The organism is Actinomycetota bacterium, assembly GCA_014360645.1.
In the GTDB taxonomy this organism is placed as follows: domain Bacteria; phylum Actinomycetota; class Geothermincolia; order Geothermincolales; family RBG-13-55-18; genus Solincola_B.
Genome location: JACIXD010000006.1, coordinates 193,687 through 213,024, shown reverse-complemented (window position 1 = coordinate 213,024; position 19,338 = coordinate 193,687). Strand labels below are relative to the sequence as shown.

The window sequence follows — 19,338 nt, the reverse complement described above, 5'->3', positions numbered from 1 at the left end:
CCTATGGATCTGTTCCATGTCTTCTCCTCTCATCCTGTTCGTTACACCGGGTTTTTAATTTAACCCGGCCGAGAGAAGGAGGGTGGCCTATAGAAAAGTGAATCACCTGCTGGAATATCTTAGTGCCCAGTTTTAAAGCTTAAACTGTCTACTTTTGAAATTTAGATCACAGTGAGCCCGACGGGGTTGACTATTGACGGTCCAGACAACAAAATGAAGACTGGTGTGAGCCTGGATGGAATGGAGTACCCCTTCCGTCAAGTCGAAACCCGGAGGTGAAGCAGATGACGGATACGGTATTGACCACCGGAGACAAGGCCCCGGCGGGCAAGTACTATTGCGACAAGTGCGGCTACGAGTACGAGCACAAGGACGAGAACGAGCCCCTTCCGAACTGCCCCGACGAGGGGATCTACACCGTCTGGAACCGCACCCGCCTCAAGCCGCGTTTCGTGGAGAGCATCTAGACGCGCCTCTCCCGGCGGTTGACCGCCGCGGCGGAGGAGGGGAGGACGGTCGGGGCGTTCACCACGGACTTCTTCCCTCCGGGAGCGGCCGAAGGAACGACATAGGGCGGACGCCGCAAAGCGCCGCCCTTTTTTCGGTTCTTCGCCTGGCGGCAGCCGGTTCGGCGGTCCCCCGTTGACGGCGCGCCCCGGACGCGGGCACGTCCGGCGGTGCCCGCCCTCCTTCCTCAGGCGCTCGCTCCCTGTTGCGGGTATTGGTGGCTATCCGTAGTCTCGGCAGTCCGGCGACGACCGCTTTCGTCTGGCGTTCACACCGCTCCCTTGCTCTCCAGCCAGCGGCGATAGCGCAGCATCCTGGAGAGGATCCAGGCGGCCTTCTCGGGAGCGGTGAAGATGACCGTGCTGCCGGCCTCGAGATCGCGCAGGTGCTCATCCCCGATGAACTGCATCTCCACGAAGACGATGGGTTTCCGGTGCTCGTCCATGAGCTCCCGGGCCCGGGAGAGCAGGCGGAGGTTGCGTCCCTTGAGTTCGGTGAAGAAGCCCTTGAGGGTCTCGTCGCTCATCTCCATGACCAGGCTCTGGGAGACCAGCACGGTGAGCCCGATCATGGTCCCCGTGCCCAGCGATCCCAGCAGCACCACGGCGTCGATCTCCGGCGACTTCACCATGGCCTCGAGGATGGCCAAGTGGGTCTCCATGTAGATGTTGCCCACCAGGTCAACGGGGTTGCCGTGGCTCCAGAAAGGGGGAAGGAGCTCGTCGCATACCCTGGTCACCTCGTCGTCGAGGCGCGCCAGCCTGAGGCCGGCCATGGCAGTGGCGTCGGTGGCCAGCACTCCCCATCCCCCTCCCAGGGTGATGATGCCCAGGCGGTCCCCCGGGGGCAGGGGGAGCCTCTCGAAGGACTTGGCGAGGTCGAGCATGTCCTGGGAGGTCTCGGACCTGATGGCACCGCTCTGCCGGAAGGCGGCGTCGTAGATGGCGTCGGAGCCCGCCAGCGATCCGGTGTGGGACATGGCGGCGCGGCTTCCCTCCTCGGTGCGTCCGGACTTGAGCACGATCACCGGTTTCCGCAGCGAGGTGCGGGACACCGTCTGCATGAAGGCGCGCCCGTCGTCCACGCCTTCCAGATAGGCGAGGATGATCTCCGTCTCCTCGTCCTCTCCGAAATATTCTATATAGTCGGCCGCGCTGAGCAGGGCCTCGTTGCCGCTGCCCACGAACTTTCCGAACCCGATGCCCTGGTTCATGGTCCAACCCAGCATGTTTGCGCCCACGTTGCCGCTCTGGGAGACGAAGGATATGCGCCCCGGGCGCAGCTGTACCGGCGCGCCCACCGCGAAGAGGGAATGTCCGGCGTTGACGATCCCCATGGTGTTGGGGCCCACCACGGTGAGGTCGTGGCGCCGCGCCGTCTCCACCAGCTTTCGCTCCAGGCGCGTTCCCTCCTCGCCCACTTCGGAGAAGTTGGAGGAGATCACCACCACGTGGGTGACGCCGCTGGCCGCGCAATCCTCGAGGATGCCGGGCACGGTGTGGGCGGGCGTGGTGACGACGGCCAGATCCGGCGTCTCCGGCAGCGACGCGAGGTCCGGATAGGCGGGAAGGCCATGGATGGTATTCTCCCTGGGGTTCACGGGATATACCTTCTCGCGCGGAAATCCGCCGGCCAGCATGTGCACCAGGAGAAAGGAGCCCCACTTGGAAGGCACGTTAGAGGCGCCCACCATGGCGATGGAGCGGGGCTTGAAGATCCTGTCGAGGTCTTTGGCCATGCTGCCTCCTTGTCTCTTCTTGGCCTTGGACGAGGTTTATTCTATGCCATGCTTATTCCTCCCACAAGGAAGCGGGCCATGCCGCCGTTCCGCTGCCCAAGAATCCTCCGCCGCCGCCTTCTTCTCGCCGCCGCCGGGAACGGGCCCGTGGAAATAGGGCTTGACAAATATTGATTTTGAATTATATTAATGTTGAATATGTTAAATTTTAATATTATTGTTTAACAAAAGTAACGGGGTGATGAAGATGAAGGACAAGGGGATAAGACTGGACGATTTCTTCTGGTGTGACGAACTGCACGTCCTGCGCGAGATAAGAGACGGGGAGACCCTGGAGCTCAAGGGGTTCAAGGCCTACTGCGGTAAGATGCGCAAGGACATAGACGACTCTTTCTGCCATCGTTGCTTTCTGCACTGAGAGCCTCATCGCATCTCGTCCTTCAACCGGTCGGGGCGGCGGAGACGCCGCCCCGACGCATTGGGCGCCGGTGTCGAGGGGGGAGGTCTCCGCAGGCGCCGGGCGTCGCCGTGTAACGAGGGACGCGATGGTGTAAAATAACCCTGAGGCCTTGGGCGTCGGGAAGGAGGCAGGCTCCATTTTGGGCGCAACCGGAAGAGGAACGGCGGACAACCATAGAGTGCCGACGGGGATAGCCGGGCTTGACGAGATGCTCGGCGGCGGGCTGCTCTTCAACTCCGTAGCGGTGGTCAAGGGCGCGCCCGGGACGGGCAAGAGCTGCATCGGCATGGAGTTCATCTCCCGCGGGGCGAAGGAATACGGAGAGCCGGGCCTGATCATAACCTTCGAGGAATTCCCGCGCCAGCTTTACAGGGACGCGCTGTCCATCGGTTTCGACCTGCGCGAGCTAGAGCATGAAGGTATGCTGCGCACCATCTTCACCACCCCCGCGGTCTTCCTGCGCGAGATCCAGCAGCCGGGAGGCATCTTCGACCGCACCATCGAGGAGGTATCGGCGCGACGGGTTTTCGTTGACTCCATGACCCAACTGGAGCGCATCACCCAGGACCCGGTGCAGCTGCGCGAGATCATGTACACCTTTCTCAACGGCCTGCTGCGCTACGAGATTACCGCGGTGGTGACCCAGGAGGACGCCTTCATAACCGGAAACATGTCCGTGGCGGAGGCGGGGCTTTCCTATATCGTGGATACCATAATCCAGCTGCGCTACGTGGAGATAAGCTCGAGCATCGACCGAGCCCTTTTCGTGCTCAAGCACCGCGCCTCCGATCACGACAAGCGCATCAGGCGCATGTCCATAACCCCGGAAGGGGTGAAGGTGGAGGCGGCATTCGAGGGGCGCGAGGGCATTCTGAGCGGCAATCCCTACGTGACCAGACGGCTCAAGAAAGCCGAGGAGTTCTTCAAGTAGGGGGCTTGGCGAGACGGGGTGGAAGAAGGACAAGAGGGACATGCTTGATTTCGAGAACCTCGACCAGCAGGTAGCCCTGTTCGTGGAGGAGTACGTGGATTCCTTCATCACCTGGGACCTCATCCTCTTCTTCCATGAGAACCCCTATACCGTGGGCTCGCCCTCGAGCATCGCCATGAGCATTGGGAGGCTGGGTTCGGATATCGAGCCTTACCTGGAGAGGCTGGCGGAGAAGGGCGTCCTGGCGCACGAGTTCAGGGCCGGCGACGGAGCGGAGACCATCTATGCCTACCGGCCGGACCCCGAATTCGAGAAGATGGTAATCGACTTCAAGCGGGCCCTCAAGGACAGGGCGAGCAGGCTGATCATCGTGAGCAAGGTCCTGCAGAAGGAAGCCGGGAGATAGGACGTATCTTGAGCGCCGGCGCGGCGGATGGTAAAATCCTCATGTGTAAGGCGTGCGGAAGTGGCTCAGTTGGTAGAGCATCACCTTGCCAAGGTGAGGGTCGCGGGTTCGAATCCCGTCTTCCGCTCCAGGCATAGAGGTAGGCGCAGAACGCCTACCTTTTTGGCGATGGAGCGCAACGCACCATCATCACGGCGGCGTGGCCAAGTGGTAAGGCAAAGGTCTGCAAAACCTTGATCACCGGTTCAAATCCGGTCGCCGCCTCCAGGATCTCGGGGTCCCCGGCGCGGGGACCCTCCGTTTTCAGGGGCTCTCCTCGAAAAACACCCGGGGGAAGGAATCCCTCAGTCTCCGCATGCGGTCCGCCATGGTGGGCTGGGTGCCGAAGGGGTTGTAGGAGGTGTAGTCCACCACGGGATGGAAGAGGAGGGCGTCGAAGCAGGCGGGCAGGAGCATCACGTCGCGCACGTCCTCGGCGGCGTGCTTGAGCGCGAGGTATACCGCCTCCGGGTCGCGGGAGAGGTAGGCGGCCTGGAGATCGGCGGCGTATTCGCGGCGGCGGTCCAGCAGCAGCTGCAGCAGTTTGTGCATCACCGGGGGCAGGGAGACCGCGAAGAGCAGGCAGAGCAGGATGAGGACCGCCGCGAATCGCACCTGGCTGGCCGTGGATATCTTCCGGAAGGTCTCGTCCATGGCGCTCAGGTTCCTGGAGAAATCGAAGAAGAGCAACGCCACAAGAAAAAACACCAGCGCGGAGGAGATGCTGCCGGTGACGCGGAGGGGGCGGTCCCTCCTCATGTCCGCGCCGCTGACCGTCCTGCGCAGCGCCCTGCGTCCCGTGAGGCGCAGCATCACGGTGTAGAGGGATGCGTCCCCGGCCATCATGTGCGCCGTCTCGTGGGCCATGATGGCCACGCGCTCCCTCTCCGGCAGCTTCTCCGCGATGCCGCTGGTGGCGAAGAGGGCGAAGGTGCCGTCGGGCAGGGAGAGGCAGAAGGAGTTTATATCGGGATTAGGTATGCAGAACAGCCGTATCCGTGACCGCATCCCGGATGCGAGTGCGGCCGCGTCGAGGGCGTTCGTGAGACGGACATCGGTCTGCCACGGGGAGAGGACGACGAGGCTGCGGAAGATCCAGCGGCCGCCGAGGGCATAGCGCAGCAGGGCATAGAGGAGGAAAAGGAGCCAGAGCAGGACGAGCCAGAACCAGAAGCCGGGACCGACCGCGGCGGCCTGCAGGGCGAAATGAAGGGTGAGCGCTGAGAGCCCCATGGCGAGCAGGGAATGCAGTGTCACCGCCTCCGCGAGACGCATGCGGTTGCGGCGCAGTTGCGCGTAGAGGTCGTCCGTATCCCTTCTGGCCATGCTTATGTCTCGGCAGCGTCCGCGGGATGGTAAAACCTCCGGGGGCGTCGCCCCCGCGGCCATACGCGAGGCGGGGCCATCAAACCGGGGCTGAAGCGGCCCGCCGGCCACGAAACCGGCGACGATTCGGTTGCCAAACCCGTTGAAATCAACCAAAATATTAGCGACGTGGGCGCGTAGCTCAGTGGGAGAGCGCTTCCTTGACGCGGAAGAGGTCGTGGGTTCAATCCCCTCCGCGCCCACCATCATATATCTGCTGAGGCTGGCTGGATGCGGGACGTACTGTAGGTCCCGGTGAATGGATGACCTTCGGGCGCCGGGGCGGATCAGCCCCGGCGTATCGTCGTGGAGGTCCCGGACCACCGGGCTGATCCGCTATGGGCCGGGCAAAAAAAGACCGATGGAGGTGGCGGCGATGAGGTGTCCGGAGTGCCAGGCCGAGAACGCCGACGACGCCGAGTTCTGTTCCCTGTGCTTCGCGAGGTTCAAGGCCGGGCTCCGTTCGACGGAGATGGAGGAGGCGGCGCGCCGGCTCAAGGAGGAGAACAGGGACGCGAGGCTGCGCTGTCCGAGCTGCGGCGATCTGAGCCCACTCGACGCGCAGTTCTGCCTGCGGTGCGGTTTCGTCTTCGAGGATCCCGCCTCGCTCATGGTCAGCGGAGAGGAGGCGCGGGAGCTCGAGCGACGGCGGGTCGAGGCAAAGCGGGAGGAGAGCGCGGAGAGGGAACTCCCGCCCTTCGTGGTGGCTCTGGGGACGGATGGAGGCTCGCTGATGCGCGAGTTGGAGGCGGCCCTGGAGCGAGGCCAGAGACCGCGCTTGCAGGCGAGGGGAAGGGACGGCGTCACCCACGCCATGAAGATGCTCGCTCTGCTGGCGGACGATATGCGTCCCAGGGGAAGAGAGTTGCTGGTGTCGCCGGGCCTGATGGGAGAGAGGTCCACCGTACATCTGGACGACGTGGAGCTGGAGCTGAGGTTGAAGACCGAGGAGGGAGCGGGTGAGGATTAGGCTGGCGGGAGCCGGCGAGCTGGAGGTCCCCGAGGGAGCGACCGCGGAATCGGTGCTGCGCGAGGCGTCGCCGGAGAAAGCGGGCGAGGCGGTGGCGGCCCGCATAAACGGTGACCTGGCAGACCTTACCATATCCCTCGCGGAGGGAGACGAGCTGGAGCCGGTCTACTGGGGTGACGAGGGGGCGGAGGAGGTCTACCGGCATACCGCCTCCCACGTCATGGCCCAGGCGGTGCTGGAGCTCTTTCCGGGAGCGAAGCTGGCCATAGGGCCCGCGGTGGCGGACGGCTTCTACTACGACTTCGACCTCATGCAGACGCTCTCCCCCGAGGACCTGCCGCGCATCGAGGAGCGCATGCAGGCGATCGTGGACGCCGACATGCCCCTGCGCAGAGAGGTCATGGAGAGGGGGGCGGCGCTGGAGCTCTTCCGGGAGCTCGACCAGCCCTACAAGGTGGAGATGCTGGAGGAGATGGAGGACGCGGAGGTCTCCCTGTACCGCCAGGGGGATTTCGTGGACCTCTGCCGCGGTCCCCACCTGCCCTCCACCGGCAGGCTGCGCTATTTCCGGCTGCTCAGCTTGGCCGGGGCCTACTGGAGGGGAGACGAGAAACGTCCCATGCTGCAGCGCATCTACGGAACCGCCTTCGACCGGCGGGATGAGCTGGAGAGCTACCTCCTTTTCCGGGAGGAAGCGGAGAGGCGGGACCACCGCAGGCTGGGACGGGAGCTGGACCTCTTCAGCTTCCACGAGGAGGCGGGTCCGGGGGTGGTCTTCTATCATCCCCGCGGCGCGGTGCTGCGCGGGGTCATCGAGGATTTCCTCAAGGAGGAACACCGCAGGCGCGGCTACCGCATGGTCATCACCCCCCACCTCTTCCGAGGACAGCTCTGGCATACCTCCGGTCACATGGATTATTACCGCGAGAACATGTACTTCTTCGAGAAGGAGGGCATGGAATACGTGGTCAAGCCCATGAACTGTCCGGGCCATCTCCTCATCTACAAGACCAGGCCGCGCAGCTACCGCGACCTGCCGCTGAAGTATTTCGAGTTGGGCACGGTGTACCGCTACGAGAGGTCCGGGGTGTTGCACGGGCTGATGCGCGTACGGGGATTCACCCAGGACGACGCGCATATCATCTGCGCCGAGGACCAACTCGAGGAGCAGGTGAGGGAGTGTCTGGAGTTCGCCTTCTTTTCCCTGCGCACCTTTGGGTTCGAGGAATTCGACGTCTTCCTGAGCACCCGTCCCGAGAAGGCGGTGGGGAGCGACGAGCTGTGGGAGAGGGCCACCGGAGCCCTGCGGGACGCCCTCGAGGACATGGGGATGGCCTATTCCATCGATCCCGGAGAGGGGGTCTTCTACGGCCCCAAGATAGACGTGAAGCTCAAGGACGCCATCGGCCGCTCGTGGCAGGGGCCCACGGTGCAGGCCGACTTCAACCTCCCCGAGCGCTTCGACCTCACCTACACGGGGCCGGACAACCGTCCTCACCGCCCGGTGATGATCCACCGCGTGGTCCTGGCGGGCATCGAGAGGTTCTACGGCGTGCTCCTGGAGCATTACGCTGGGGAGTTCCCCCTCTGGCTGGCGCCGGTGCAGGCGGTCATCGTCCCGGTGGCCGACCGGCACCTTCCCTACGCGCGAGAGGTCGAGCAACGCCTCTGCGCGGAGGGCCTGCGGCCGGAGGTGGACGACGACCGCCAGACGGTGAACATGAAGATCCGCCGCGCCCAGATGCAGAAGGTGCCCTTCACTCTGGTGGTCGGGGACCGGGAGGCGGAGGCGGGAACGGTCGCGGTGCGCGACCGTTCCGGAAGGGACGTGCGGGGCGTGCCGCTGCACGAGGCGGTGGCCAGGCTCGCGGCCATGGCTCGGGAGAGGAAAAAGGAAGCGGCATGGGAATGACGCGCGCCGTGACCGGGTCCTGCACGTAGCGGGAGGGCGCATGGAGAGGATGTGGCGCCCCTGGAGGATGGCCTACCTGAGGGACATAGAGAACCGCAGGGACGAGGCCTGCATCTTTTGTTCCAAGCCGCGGGCCGGAGACGATGCGGCGTCCCTCATCCTCCACCGCGGGGAGACGTGCTTCATCATCATGAACCTCTATCCCTACAACACGGGACACGTCATGGTGGCCCCCTACCGTCACGTGGGCAAGCTGGAGGAGCTGCAGGAGAAGGAGGCGGGGGAGATCATGCGCCTGGCCGCCCTGGCCATCCGCGCCATCCGCCGGGAGATGCAGCCCCAGGGCTTCAACCTGGGGATGAACCTGGGCAAGGTGGCGGGGGCCGGTTTCGACGAGCACCTGCACCTCCACGTGGTGCCGCGCTGGGAGGGGGACACCAACTTCATGCCCGTGCTGGGGGAGTGCAAGGTGATGCCCGAGAGCGTGGAGGACAACTACGCGAGGCTGCGGCGCGGGCTGGAAGCGGTGCTGGGCGAGGGGGGTAAGCCCGGCGGTCCGAGCTCCTCGGGGATGGAAAATCCTGGTCGATAAGAGAGAGGGGTGCGTCCACGAACCGCCGGAAGCCGCCCTCCTTTCCCGGCCCGGCGTCGCTACACCCGCAGCTCCCCTTCCGGCGCGATGCTGCAAAGCCTGCCTCGACCTCCCCTGAAGAGCGGGCCGCCTTCCTTTGCGTCCGGCCGTTTCTGGCGGGCCTTCGGCAAGGTCGGCGTCGGGTGGAGGAGGCGGCTCTCAGTCCTTTTTCTCCTCTTTGGCCGCCTCGATGATCTTGGCGGCGATGTGCGAGGGGACCTCCTCGTAGTGGGAGAGGGACATGCGGAAGGTGCCGCGCCCGCCGGTGATGGAGCGCAGGTCGATGGAATACCTGAGCATCTCGGCCATGGGCACCTGGGCGCGCACAAGCTGCAGCCCTCCCTCGGCTTCCATGCCCAGGATGCGGCCGCGCTTGGCGTTGAGGTCCCCCATGATGTCCCCCATATACGCCTCGGGGACCAGTATCTCCACGTTCATGATGGGCTCAAGGAGGTAGGGGTCGGCGTCGGAAACGGCGTTGCGCAGGGCGAGGGACCCGGCGATCTGGAAGGAGATGTCCGAGGAGTCCACGGGGTGGTATTTTCCGTCATAGACGGTGGCCCGCAGGTCCACCATGGGATATCCCGCCAGGTGTCCCTCCTCCATGGCCTTACGGATGCCCTTTTCCACCGAGGGGATGAACTGCTTGGGGATGACGCCGCCCACGATCTTGTCCACGAACTCGAAGCCGCCGCCCCTCTCCAGCGGCTCCACCTCCACCCAGGCGATGCCGAACTGGCCGTGGCCGCCCGTCTGCTTCTTGTGCTTGCCCTCCGCCCTGGCGCTCTTGCGGATGGTCTCCTTGTAGGGCACCCGGGGGAGTTCGGTGTTCACGTTGACCCCGAACTTGCGGGACATGCGCTCCATCGTGATGTCCAGGTGGGTCTCCCCCATGCCCGAGATGATGGTCTGCTTGACCTCCGTGTCGCGGCGTACGCTGAAGGTGGGGTCCTCGTCCGCCAGGCGGGCCAGGGCCGTGGAGAGCTTGTCCTCGTCTCCCTTGGTCTTGGGCTCCACCGCCAGGGACATGATGGGCTCCGGGAATTCGATGGGCGGGAGGATGATGGGGTTTTCCTTCTGGCAGAGGGTGTCGCCCGTGGAGGTCTCGGAGAGCTTCGCCACCCCTCCGATGTCCCCCGCCGTCACCTCGCGGGCGGGGATCTGGTTCTTGCCGCAGATAAAGAACACCTGTCCCACCCGCTCTTCCCTGTCGCGCACTGGATTGTACACCGAGGAATCGGAGCTCACGGAACCTGAGAAGACCCTGAAGTAGGTGAGCTTACCCACGTAGGGGTCGGAGATGGTGCTGAAGACCAGGGCCGCCAAGGGGGAGTCCGGGCCCGCCTTGAAGACCACCTCTTCCCCGGAGCCCTTCTTCGTGCCGCGCACCTCGAGCAGCCTCTCCGGGGAGGGAAGGGAGTTGATCACCGCGTTGGAGAGCAGGTCCACGCCGATGTTCTGGGTGGCGCTCCCGCAGAGCACCGGGACGATGGCTCCCTCTGAGACCCCCTTGAGCAGGGCCGAGAGCACCTCGGATTCCTCGAGCTCCTCCCCCTCGAGGTAACGCTCCATGAGCTCGTCGCTGGCCTCCGCCGCCCCCTCGATGATCTTCTCCCTCGCCTCCATGACCAGGGATTCCATCTCGGATGGGATCTCCGTCTCCGAGGCCTTGCCCCCCTCTTCGTAGAGGTAGGCCTTGGAGGAGATGAGGTCCACCACCCCCCGGAAGGAGTGTTCCTCGCCGATGGGTAGCTGGAAGGGCACGATGCGCGAACCGTAGATCTGCGTCAGCTGGTCCAGGCAGCGCTGGAAGCTCGCGTTCTCGCGGTCCATCTTGTTCACGAAGACGATGCGCGGATAGCCGTAGTCGTCGGCCATCTTCCAGATGATCTCCGTCTGCACCTCCACCCCGGCCACGGCGGAGATGACGAAGACGGCGCCGTCGATGACCCGCAGCACGGAGATGACCTCGCCGATGAAGTCCGCGAAGCCCGGGGTGTCGATAAGGTTTATCTTGTGGCCCTTCCACTCGAAGGCGAGAGGGGTGGCCTTCACCGAGATGCCCCGCTTCTGCTCGTCGGGGTCGAAGTCGCTGGCGGTGTTCCTCTCGTCCACGCGTCCCAGGCGCTTGACGGCGCCCGCGTTGAAGAGCATCGCCTCGGCGACGGATGTCTTGCCCGCGTCACCATGACCGAAAAGGGCCACGTTGCGTATCTTTCCTATCTCGTACTTGTCCATGCGGAATCCCGTTCCTTTCCTCGTCCCGGCGATAACGCTTATATATTATATGCGCGCGGGGTCCGGTGTGGTAGTTGGGCCTAAAGGCGCGGAGACTCGCGGCGCGGGGCGCGCGGAAAAGGGGGGGAGGCGGAGTCCGCGGAAGGGAGGGAAGGCGTCTCGGCGGCGAGGAGGAAGGGGGATCGGGCGGGCGGGGAAAGAGAGGAAAAAGCCTGATAGGACGGGTTTTGTGGGTCCGGCGCATATTTGCCTGCCGGAAAACGGCTGTGCTATAATCCCTCTATAAGTACGTAATCCGGGAGCCGAGTGGGCGAGCGCCCACTTTTTATTTGATGCGGGGTGATCATATGCACGGCGGCGCGCTCAGGGACGTGGAGCAGAGGCTGGAGGCGCTCATCGAGCCCATCACCGACGATGCCGGCCTCTCCCTGGTGTCCGTGGACGTGGAGCGCCGGGGAAGGAAGCTGGTGGTCACGGTATGCCTCGACCGAGAGGGGGGCATCGACGTGGACACCTGTGCGGAGATAAGCGAGGAGATAAGCCGGCACCTCGATGTCGAGGACGTGATCAGCGAGAGCTATCTGCTCGAGGTGGAGTCGCCGGGGCTACAGCGCGTCCTGCGCAAGCCGCGGGAATTCCGCTGCTTTACCGGACGCGAGGTGGAGATCGTGCTGCGCCAGGCCTTCGAGGGAAGGCAGAAGATAAGGGGTCTCCTCAAGCACGCCGACGAGGAGGGAATCGCGGTGGTGGTGGACGGAGAGGAGATCTCCTTTCCCTACCAGGCCCTGAAGAAGACCAGCCTCTATTTCGAGTCTCCGTGGTAGAGGTGGGCGGGCGATCACGAGGAGGATGGGTCCTTGAACCTGGACTGGCTTGAGGCACTGAGACAGATAGAGCGCGAGAAGGGCATCGATGCCGAGACCATCATCCAAGCCCTGGAGGCCGCCCTGCTCTCCGCCTATAAGAAGAACTACACCACCGAGGAAGAGGCCAGGGTGGAGGTCAACCGCGAGACCGGCTCCATCCACGTCTACGCCGAGGTGGCCGACGCGGAGACGGGAGAGGTCAGGGAGGAGGAGGTCACGCCGCGCAACTTCGGGCGCATAGCCGCCCAGACCGCCAAGCAGGTGATCCTGCAGCGCATACGCGAGGCGGAGCGGGACCTCATGTTCGACGAATACCACGAGAAGGCGGGGGACATCGTCACCGGCATCGTGCAGCAGTCCGATTCCCGCTATACCCTGGTGGACCTGGGGAAGGTGGAGGCCATCCTCCCCGTATCGGAGCAGATGCCGGGCGAGCGGTACCGGCACGGCACGCGCATCAAGGTCTATATCGTGGAGGTTCGCAAGTCCAGCAAGGGCCCGCAGATCGTGGTCTCCCGCACCCATCCCGGCCTGCTGAAGAGGCTCTTCGAGCTGGAGGTGCCGGAGATCGCGGAGGGATACGTGGAGATTAAGGCGGTGGCCAGGGAGCCGGGACACCGCTCCAAGATCGCGGTAGTGTCCCACGACCGCAACGTGGATCCCGTGGGGGCCTGCGTGGGCGCGCGAGGTTCCAGGGTGCGCATGGTGGTGAACGAGCTGCGGGGAGAGAAGGTGGATATCGTCCCCTGGAAGGAGGACCCGGCGGAGTTCGTGTCCAACTCCCTCAGCCCCGCGAAGGTGAAGGAGGTAAGGGTCTACCCCGAGGAGGAGCTGGCGGAGGTGGTGGTGCCGGACAGCCAGCTCTCCCTGGCCATCGGCAAGGAGGGGCAAAACGCCAGGCTGGCCGCCAAGCTCACGGGATTGAGGATCGACATCCGCAGCGAGTCGCAGCTGCGGGAGGAGCACGAGGGCTTTACCGCCGAGGCGGGAGAGGAAGGAGAGGCCTTCCTCGGGGATGAATACGGAGAGATGGAGGAGGGCGCGGAAGCGGACTCCGCGACAGGGCGCGCGGAAGAGGAGGGGGCGGACCGTTCAACGCCCGCCCTCGAGGGAGAGGAAACGGCGCCGGAGGCGGAGGAGGACCGTGGAGAAGAGGCATGATGCGCCGGCAGGTAACGGGAATATGATCTGATGTAGCCTGTAGGAGCGAGGCGGATCGAGCGCGGGGAGAAGTAATGGCGGGAAAGAGGGTTCATCAACTGGCCAAGGAACTGGGCATGACCAGCAAGCAGCTGCTGGAAGCCCTGCACGCCATGGGCGCGAACATCCAGAACGCCCTTGCTGCCGTGGACGAGGCGACGGAGGAGAAGCTCAGGAAGAAGCTGCGGGCAGGCGGGGAGGAGAAGAAGGCGGACGCCGTGAAGGGCATGGAGAAGAAGGCTGCGGCCAGGCCCTCGAGGCCGGCGAAGGAGAGACCCGCGGAGGAGACGAAGGCCCGTGGAGCCGAGAAGGAGCGGGGCGGCGCGCCGGCAGGGGAGAAAAAGGCCGAGGAGCCCGGGAAGCATGAGACGGGCAAGAAGGCCGGCCCGGCGGCGGCGTCGGCTGTCGAGAGGGCGGCCCCGCGGCCGGCAGCCGGGACGGGTCGGACCGGGGAGAAGCCCTCGCCCCGCGAAAAGGAAGCCCGGCCGCAGCCGGAGACGCGGCCCAGGCCGCACGCCAGGCCGGCAAGGCCGCCGGAACGTCGTGCCGTGGAGAAGAGGGAGCATCCCGTAAAGGGCGCCGGGAGGCAGGCGGCGCCGCGGGAACCCGGCACCAAGCCCATGAAGAAGAAGCTGCGCGTGCCCTCGGGGATCACGGTGCGCGATTTCGCCCAGAGAGTGGGGAGAAAGCCCTCCCAGGTGATGTCCATGCTCCTGGGGCTGGGGGAGCCGGCCGGTATCGACCAGCCCATCTCCGATGACGCCCTCGCGCTCCTGGCCGAGGAGCTGGGCATAGAGCTGGACATAAAGTCCCGCGCTCCTGAGGGGCTGCCGGAGGTCGAGGACGCGCCGGAATCCCTGCTCCCCAGGCCTCCCGTGGTCACGGTCATGGGGCACGTGGACCACGGCAAGACCTCGCTGCTCGACGCCATCAGGAACACCAGGGTCACCGAGCAGGAGATGGGAGGAATCACCCAGCACATCGGGGCCTCGGTGGTGGAACACGCCGGGGGCACCATCACCTTCATCGATACCCCAGGACACGAGTCCTTCACCGCCATGCGCGCTCGGGGAGCGCAGGTCACCGACATAGCGGTGCTGGTGGTGGCGGCCGATGACGGGGTGATGCCCCAGACCGTGGAGGCCATAGACCACGCCAAAGCGGCGGAGGTACCGATCCTGGTGGCCGTGAACAAGATAGACAAGCCCGACGCCAACCCCACCCGGGTCAGGCAACAGCTCACCGAGTTCAACCTCCTCCCGGAGGAATGGGGAGGGGACACCGTCTTCGTGGACGTTTCCGCCAGAGAGGGCACCAACCTTGACCAACTGCTGGAGATGATCCTCCTCCTGGCGGAGATAAACGACCTGCGCGCCAACCCAGACGCCCCGGCCAGCGGGGTGGTCATCGAGGCGAGGCTGGACAAGGGCAGGGGCCCGGTGGCCACGGTACTGGTGAAGAGGGGGACTCTGAGGCGCGGAGACGTGCTGGTGGCGGGCAAGGCATACGGGAAGGCCCGGGCCCTCATGGACGACAGGGGGAGGAGCATCGAGGCCGCCGGACCGTCCATCCCCGCCGAGGTCATGGGCCTCAACGCCGTGCCCGAGGCAGGCGAGGAATTCGCGGTGGTGGAGGACGAGAAGAGGGCGCGCGCCCTGGTGGAGGCGAGGACGGCCAGGGAGAGGGCGGAGGAGGACCGCAAGGTGGTACGCAGTTTCTCCCTCGAGGAGCTCTTCCAGCGCATCCAGGAGGGCGAGACGCAGGAGTTCAACCTCATCATCCGCGGCGATACCCAGGGCTCGGTGGAGGCGGTGCGCGACTCCATAGCCAAGATAAAGGTGGGCGATATCGCGGTGAACGTCATCCACGCTGGGGTGGGGGCCATAACCGAGAACGACGTCATGCTGGCCAGGGCCTCCGAGGCGGTGGTGATAGGTTTCAACGTGAGGCCGGATTCCAAGGCCCAGGAGCTGGCGGCGCGGGAAAAGGTGGAGATAAGGACCTACCGCGTGATCTACCAGCTCCTGGAAGACCTGGAGGCGGCCCTGGTGGGAATGCTCAAGCCCGTTTACGAGGAAGAGAAGGTGGGCGAGCTGGAGGTGAGGGCGGTCTTCCGCGTACCGCGCCAGGGAGCCATCGCCGGAGCCTACGTAAAGCAGGGGGAGATCACCAGGAACTCGCGCGTGAGGCTGGTGAGGGACGGCTCCATAATCTACGAGGGAGGCATCGCCTCCCTGCGCCGCTTCAAGGACGACGTGCGCTCCGTCTCCGCGGGTTACGAATGCGGCGTTGGCCTGGAGAACTTCCAGGACATCAAGGAAGGAGACGTCATCGAGGTGGTGGAGATGCGGGAGGTCCCCAGAGGCGAGACGGGGGCCGAATCCTGAGGGGGTCGCCATGTTCGTCGGCGCGCTCAGGATGGAGCTCTACATGCCCCAGTGCAGGACGCTCAAGGAAAAGCGGCAGGTGATCAAGTCCATAATCGACCGCACCCGCCACCGCTTCAACGTCTGCGTGGCGGAGGTGGACAAGCAGGACCTCTGGCAGGTCTGTACCATAGGGGTTGCCTGCGTGAGCAACAGCGAGAGCGCGGTGCGCGAGACGCTCGGCCACGTAGAACGCAGCGTGAGGGCCATGGACAAGGCGGAGGTCCTGGAGTCCCCCCTCTTCATATTCAAGCCCTGAGGCCACGGCGACCGCGAGCGAGGGACGAGAGATGATTCCCGACCGCCTGAAGAGGGTCAACGAGGCCTGCAGAGAGGCCCTCGGCGAGGTCCTGCAGGAGAAGATGAAGGACCCGCGCGTCGGCTTCGTCACCGTTACCAGGGTGGAGGTGAGCCCCGACCTCCGGCAGGCGAAGGTGTGGCTCAGCGTGCTGGGGACGGAGGAAGAGGTCGAGGAATGCATGCAGGCCATGAAGAGGGCGAAGGGGTTCATGCGCCGCGAGCTGGGGCGCAGGGTGCGCATGCGCTACACCCCGGAGCTGAGGATCCTGCTGGACCGCGGGGCGGAGGTGAGCGAAAGGGTACAGGGTATCCTCAACCGCCTGGAGGACGAGGGATGAGCGGGGCGCAAGAAGTGGCGGCGGCCCTGCGCCGGGCCGGAACGGTGATCGCCACCTCCCACGTCAACCCCGACGGCGACGGGGTGGGCTCCCTGCTGGCGGTGACCATCTTCCTCACGGGCGAGGGGAAGAGGGTGTACTCCTGCCTGCCGGAGCCCTGGAAATATCCTCCACAGTACGCTTTCCTGCCCGGGCGGGAGGACTTGGTGTCACCGGAGCAGCTCCCGGAGAGCTGCGACCTCTTCCTCGCCCTGGACTGCAGCAACCTCTCGCGCCTGGAGCCCCTTGAGAGGGCCTTCCGCAACGCCTCCCTCACGGTGAACGTCGACCACCACGAGGACAACTCCCTTTTCGCCGACGTGAACTACGTGGACCCTGCGGCATCCTCCACCGCGGAGCTGGTGTACAGGGTGGCGGAGGCGGCATCCTGGCCCCTCGACGCATCCTCGGCGACCTGCCTATACGCGGGCCTGGTGACGGACACCGGGAGGTTCCAGCACCGCAACACTACCCCGGAGGCATTCCGCCTAGCGGCGAGGATGGCGGAGGCGGGTGCGGATATACACAAGGTGGCGAGGGAGATCTACGAGTCACAGTCCCTACAGTATGCGCGCCTGCTGGGCATCGCGCTGCACCGCGCCCGGAGGCTCGAGGACCTCGCCCTGGTCTTCAGCTACATCACCCAGGCGGACCTGGAGGAGACGGGCGCGACGCTCGCGGAGACGGAGGACCTCATCGACCACCTGCGGCGTGTCAGGGGGGCGGGGGTGGTGGCCCTCTTCAAGGAGCTGGCCGACGGGTCGGTGCGGGTGAGCCTGCGTTCCGGAGACGGGTTCGAGGTCGGCCCCATCGCCAGGGACATGGGAGGGGGAGGGCACGCCATGGCCGCGGGGTACACCTTTCACGGGGACTTGGAGAGCAGCATCGACGAGCTCGTGGAGGCGTTGCGGAGCCGCCATGCGTGACCTCTCCCCTCACGGCGTCCTGCTCGTCGACAAACCGCAGGGTCCCACTTCCCACGACGTGGTGAGCGCGCTGCGGGGCATCCTCGGCGGTGTCAGGGTGGGGCATGCGGGAACCCTGGATCCCATGGCCACCGGCCTGCTGGTCATGCTCGTGGGCCGGGCCACACGGCTGGCACCCTATGTTCCCGGGGATCCGAAGGTCTATTCGGCCCGCGTCCTTCTGGGGATGGAGACGGAGACCATGGACCTGGAGGGAAAAACGGTCAGCGAAAGGGGTTTCACGGGAAGCGCGGAGGAGGTGGCGGAGGCGATGTCGGCGCTGGTGGGAGACCTGGAGCAGACACCTCCCATCTACTCTGCGGTGAAGCACCGCGGCAAACCCGCCTACCGCTACGCGCGCAGGGGAGAGGCGGTGAACCTGGAGAGCCGTAGGGTGAGGGTATACCGCATGGAGATGACCGAATTCCGCCGCGTCGGAGACAAGGCGGAGGCGGATTTCGTGGTGGAGTGCTCGCCGGGTACCTACGTGCGGGAGCTGGCGGCCAGGATAGGGGCCATGCTCTCCTGCGGCGGCACCCTGTCGCGGCTGCGCCGCGAGGCATCGGGACCTTTCAGGGTGGAGGAGGCTCTTACCCTGGAGGAGGTCAGGAGGCGCAGCGAGGCGGGCGAGGCCCTCATCATGCCCATGCACAGGGCCCTGGAGGGCATGGGGATGGTGGAGGTGACGCCCTCCGGTGTTGAACCGGTGCTCAACGGCTCCGCCGTCGACGAGGACATACTGCTGCGCCGGGACGAGGGTCTGGGTGGAGGAGACCTGGTGGCGGTAATGGGAGGGGGTGCCCTGCTGGCGGTGCACGAGGTCTCGCGCCCGAGGCCCTTCCTGTCACTCCCTCGCCGCGTGGTGGGAGAGAGGAGGCGTGGGGATGGAGCGGGTTGAAATACCGCTCCCCGACCTGTACAAAATAAGGACGTTCCGCGCTTTCCGCGGCGGGGTCCGGGGGCGCCGCCCCAGAGCCCTTTCCGGCGAGGGACGATAAGGTCGCGAGGTGAATGGCGCATGGAGGTAATCCCGGGGCTCGAAGCCCTGCCCGACGACCTCGGCGAGACGGTGGTGACGGTGGGGATGTTCGACGGCGTCCACCTCGGTCACCGGCGCATCATCTCCATAGCGCACCAGAAAGCCCGCCGGCTCGGCCTGCGGTGCGTGGTGTTCACCTTCGACCGCCATCCCCTGGAGGTGCTCAGGCCGGGCGAGCACCCCAGGCTGCTCTCCTCCAGCGCCCAGAAGCTTCGCCTGCTGGAGGAGATGGACGTGGACGTGGTGCTGATGGTCCATTTCGACGAGGCTTTCTCGCGCATATCCGCCAGGACCTTCGTGGAGGATTACCTGGTGGGCCGCCTGAGGGCGGTGGAGGTGGTGCTGGGCGAGAACTTCCGCTTCGGCCGCGGGGGAGAGGGCGATACGCGCTTCATGGCGGAGGCCGGTTCCCGGCACGGGATGGCGGTGGTCGCGGTGCCTCTCCTGCGGGGCAACGGCGAGGTGATCTCCAGCACCGTGATCAGGGGGATGGTGGAGAGAGGGGACGTCGAGGGCGCGAACCGCCGCCTAGGGTGGGATTACATGATCGAAGGAGTGGTGATACACGGCGATTCCCGAGGGCGGGAGCTGGGTTTTCCCACCGCGAACCTAGAGGTGCACGACAATCGCTGCATTCCCGCGAACGGCGTGTACGCCGGAGAGGCGCACCTCGAGCACCGTTCCTATCCTGCGGTCACCTACGTGGGCGAGGCCAGGACCTTCGTGCACGGGGGGTTGGTGAAAAGGCGTATCGAGGTACATATCCCCGGCTGGGAGGAGGACCTCTACGACCGCTACCTGGGGGTGTCCTTCAAGCGCCGCCTGCGGGGAGACATGGTCTTCCCGGATGCGGGAGCCCTCGCGGAGCAGATCGCCCGCGACGTCAGGGCCGCCCTGGAGTGAGGTGAGGAGAGGGCGCGCGCCGCGCCCCTCGCCGGAGCCTCGCCCCGGCTGCCGCTTCCCCGTGG

At 65.3% G+C, this 19,338-nt stretch carries 18 protein-coding genes and 3 tRNA genes; 18 read left to right on the top strand and 3 right to left on the bottom strand.

Going from position 1 to position 19,338, the window contains the following annotated elements; all coding sequences use genetic code 11:
• Window positions 1–284 precede the first annotated feature (284 nt).
• Complete coding sequence (locus H5T74_07610; GenBank protein MBC7230239.1) at window positions 285–467, top strand: hypothetical protein; 183 nt, start codon at window positions 285–287, stop codon at window positions 465–467.
• A 308-nt stretch (window positions 468–775) separates the two neighbouring features.
• Here the strand turns inward: H5T74_07610 and H5T74_07605 are convergent, their stop codons facing one another.
• Window positions 776–2,245, bottom strand: coding sequence for a CoA-binding protein (locus H5T74_07605; protein ID MBC7230238.1), 1,470 nt, complete (start codon window positions 2,243–2,245; stop codon window positions 776–778).
• 241 nt (window positions 2,246–2,486) lie between these two features.
• On the opposite strand from H5T74_07605, the gene H5T74_07600 reads away from it, so the two are divergent.
• The 5 genes from H5T74_07600 (at window position 2,487) to H5T74_07580 (ending at window position 4,309) form a co-directional block, all read left to right on the top strand.
• Window positions 2,487–2,663: a hypothetical protein gene (locus H5T74_07600; GenBank protein MBC7230237.1), complete on the top strand. Its 177-nt coding sequence runs from the start codon at window positions 2,487–2,489 to the stop codon at window positions 2,661–2,663.
• A 181-nt stretch (window positions 2,664–2,844) separates the two neighbouring features.
• Window positions 2,845–3,636, top strand: coding sequence for an ATPase (locus H5T74_07595; GenBank protein MBC7230236.1), 792 nt, complete (start codon window positions 2,845–2,847; stop codon window positions 3,634–3,636).
• A 40-nt stretch (window positions 3,637–3,676) separates the two neighbouring features.
• Window positions 3,677–4,042 carry a hypothetical protein gene (locus H5T74_07590; protein ID MBC7230235.1) on the top strand — a complete coding sequence of 122 codons (366 nt, stop codon included), beginning with the start codon at window positions 3,677–3,679 and terminating at the stop codon, window positions 4,040–4,042.
• Window positions 4,043–4,096: 54 nt separating this feature from the next.
• Window positions 4,097–4,172, top strand: a tRNA-Gly gene (locus H5T74_07585).
• Window positions 4,173–4,235: 63 nt separating this feature from the next.
• Window positions 4,236–4,309: transfer RNA gene (locus H5T74_07580), tRNA-Cys, on the top strand.
• 36 nt (window positions 4,310–4,345) lie between these two features.
• Here H5T74_07580 and H5T74_07575 read toward each other — a convergent pair.
• Window positions 4,346–5,407, bottom strand: a complete 1,062-nt coding sequence (locus tag H5T74_07575; GenBank protein ID MBC7230234.1) for a M48 family metalloprotease — start codon at window positions 5,405–5,407, stop codon at window positions 4,346–4,348.
• Window positions 5,408–5,577: 170 nt separating this feature from the next.
• On the opposite strand from H5T74_07575, the gene H5T74_07570 reads away from it, so the two are divergent.
• From H5T74_07570 to H5T74_07555, 4 genes are all read left to right on the top strand, one after another.
• Window positions 5,578–5,652, top strand: a tRNA-Val gene (locus H5T74_07570).
• A 170-nt stretch (window positions 5,653–5,822) separates the two neighbouring features.
• Complete coding sequence (locus tag H5T74_07565; GenBank protein ID MBC7230233.1) at window positions 5,823–6,416, top strand: zinc ribbon domain-containing protein; 594 nt, start codon at window positions 5,823–5,825, stop codon at window positions 6,414–6,416.
• A 1-nt stretch (window position 6,417) separates the two neighbouring features.
• The gene (gene thrS / locus H5T74_07560; GenBank protein ID MBC7230232.1) at window positions 6,418–8,328 is read left to right on the top strand and encodes a threonine--tRNA ligase; all 1,911 of its coding nucleotides are present in this window, start codon (window positions 6,418–6,420) and stop codon (window positions 8,326–8,328) included.
• A gap of 40 nt (window positions 8,329–8,368) precedes the next feature.
• Window positions 8,369–8,920 (top strand): HIT domain-containing protein, encoded by a 552-nt coding sequence (locus tag H5T74_07555; GenBank protein MBC7230231.1) that lies wholly within the window; start codon window positions 8,369–8,371, stop codon window positions 8,918–8,920.
• Between the two features lie 198 nt (window positions 8,921–9,118).
• Here the strand turns inward: H5T74_07555 and fusA are convergent, their stop codons facing one another.
• On the bottom strand, window positions 9,119–11,197 hold the full coding sequence (gene fusA / locus H5T74_07550) for an elongation factor G (GenBank protein ID MBC7230230.1): 2,079 nt from the start codon (window positions 11,195–11,197) through the stop codon (window positions 9,119–9,121).
• A gap of 347 nt (window positions 11,198–11,544) precedes the next feature.
• On the opposite strand from fusA, the gene H5T74_07545 reads away from it, so the two are divergent.
• The 8 genes from H5T74_07545 to H5T74_07510 all read left to right on the top strand — a co-directional run bounded on the left by H5T74_07545 (window position 11,545) and on the right by H5T74_07510 (window position 19,273).
• Window positions 11,545–12,021 (top strand): ribosome maturation factor RimP, encoded by a 477-nt coding sequence (locus H5T74_07545; protein ID MBC7230229.1) that lies wholly within the window; start codon window positions 11,545–11,547, stop codon window positions 12,019–12,021.
• Window positions 12,022–12,054: 33 nt separating this feature from the next.
• Window positions 12,055–13,224: a transcription termination/antitermination protein NusA gene (nusA, locus tag H5T74_07540; GenBank protein MBC7230228.1), complete on the top strand. Its 1,170-nt coding sequence runs from the start codon at window positions 12,055–12,057 to the stop codon at window positions 13,222–13,224.
• Between the two features lie 74 nt (window positions 13,225–13,298).
• On the top strand, window positions 13,299–15,650 hold the full coding sequence (infB, locus tag H5T74_07535; protein ID MBC7230227.1) for a translation initiation factor IF-2: 2,352 nt from the start codon (window positions 13,299–13,301) through the stop codon (window positions 15,648–15,650).
• 10 nt (window positions 15,651–15,660) lie between these two features.
• A complete protein-coding gene (locus H5T74_07530; GenBank protein MBC7230226.1) occupies window positions 15,661–15,948 on the top strand; it encodes a DUF503 domain-containing protein in 288 nt (95 codons plus the stop codon).
• Window positions 15,949–15,979: 31 nt separating this feature from the next.
• Window positions 15,980–16,327, top strand: coding sequence for a 30S ribosome-binding factor RbfA (gene rbfA, locus H5T74_07525; GenBank protein ID MBC7230225.1), 348 nt, complete (start codon window positions 15,980–15,982; stop codon window positions 16,325–16,327).
• Window positions 16,324–17,292 (top strand): bifunctional oligoribonuclease/PAP phosphatase NrnA, encoded by a 969-nt coding sequence (locus H5T74_07520; protein MBC7230224.1) that lies wholly within the window; start codon window positions 16,324–16,326, stop codon window positions 17,290–17,292. Before rbfA ends, H5T74_07520 begins: the two co-directional genes overlap by 4 nt.
• Window positions 17,285–18,229 (top strand): tRNA pseudouridine(55) synthase TruB, encoded by a 945-nt coding sequence (gene truB, locus H5T74_07515; GenBank protein MBC7230223.1) that lies wholly within the window; start codon window positions 17,285–17,287, stop codon window positions 18,227–18,229. Before H5T74_07520 ends, truB begins: the two co-directional genes overlap by 8 nt.
• 120 nt (window positions 18,230–18,349) lie before the next feature.
• Window positions 18,350–19,273 carry a bifunctional riboflavin kinase/FAD synthetase gene (locus tag H5T74_07510; GenBank protein MBC7230222.1) on the top strand — a complete coding sequence of 308 codons (924 nt, stop codon included), beginning with the start codon at window positions 18,350–18,352 and terminating at the stop codon, window positions 19,271–19,273.
• Window positions 19,274–19,338: the final 65 nt, after the last annotated feature.

What these genes read in the sequence shown, in the direction of transcription:
- H5T74_07610 (MBC7230239.1), top strand. Translation starts at nt 285, where the DNA reads ATGACGGATACGGTATTGACCACCGGAGACAAGGCCCCGGCGGGCAAG.
- H5T74_07605 (MBC7230238.1), bottom strand. Translation starts at nt 2,245, where the DNA reads ATGGCCAAAGACCTCGACAGGATCTTCAAGCCCCGCTCCATCGCCATG.
- H5T74_07600 (MBC7230237.1), top strand. Translation starts at nt 2,487, where the DNA reads ATGAAGATGAAGGACAAGGGGATAAGACTGGACGATTTCTTCTGGTGT.
- H5T74_07590 (MBC7230235.1), top strand. Translation starts at nt 3,677, where the DNA reads ATGCTTGATTTCGAGAACCTCGACCAGCAGGTAGCCCTGTTCGTGGAG.
- H5T74_07575 (MBC7230234.1), bottom strand. Translation starts at nt 5,407, where the DNA reads ATGGCCAGAAGGGATACGGACGACCTCTACGCGCAACTGCGCCGCAAC.
- H5T74_07565 (MBC7230233.1), top strand. Translation starts at nt 5,823, where the DNA reads ATGAGGTGTCCGGAGTGCCAGGCCGAGAACGCCGACGACGCCGAGTTC.
- H5T74_07555 (MBC7230231.1), top strand. Translation starts at nt 8,369, where the DNA reads ATGGAGAGGATGTGGCGCCCCTGGAGGATGGCCTACCTGAGGGACATA.
- fusA (MBC7230230.1), bottom strand. Translation starts at nt 11,197, where the DNA reads ATGGACAAGTACGAGATAGGAAAGATACGCAACGTGGCCCTTTTCGGT.
- H5T74_07545 (MBC7230229.1), top strand. Translation starts at nt 11,545, where the DNA reads ATGCACGGCGGCGCGCTCAGGGACGTGGAGCAGAGGCTGGAGGCGCTC.
- infB (MBC7230227.1), top strand. Translation starts at nt 13,299, where the DNA reads ATGGCGGGAAAGAGGGTTCATCAACTGGCCAAGGAACTGGGCATGACC.
- H5T74_07530 (MBC7230226.1), top strand. Translation starts at nt 15,661, where the DNA reads ATGTTCGTCGGCGCGCTCAGGATGGAGCTCTACATGCCCCAGTGCAGG.
- rbfA (MBC7230225.1), top strand. Translation starts at nt 15,980, where the DNA reads ATGATTCCCGACCGCCTGAAGAGGGTCAACGAGGCCTGCAGAGAGGCC.
- H5T74_07520 (MBC7230224.1), top strand. Translation starts at nt 16,324, where the DNA reads ATGAGCGGGGCGCAAGAAGTGGCGGCGGCCCTGCGCCGGGCCGGAACG.
- truB (MBC7230223.1), top strand. Translation starts at nt 17,285, where the DNA reads ATGCGTGACCTCTCCCCTCACGGCGTCCTGCTCGTCGACAAACCGCAG.
- H5T74_07510 (MBC7230222.1), top strand. Translation starts at nt 18,350, where the DNA reads ATGGAGGTAATCCCGGGGCTCGAAGCCCTGCCCGACGACCTCGGCGAG.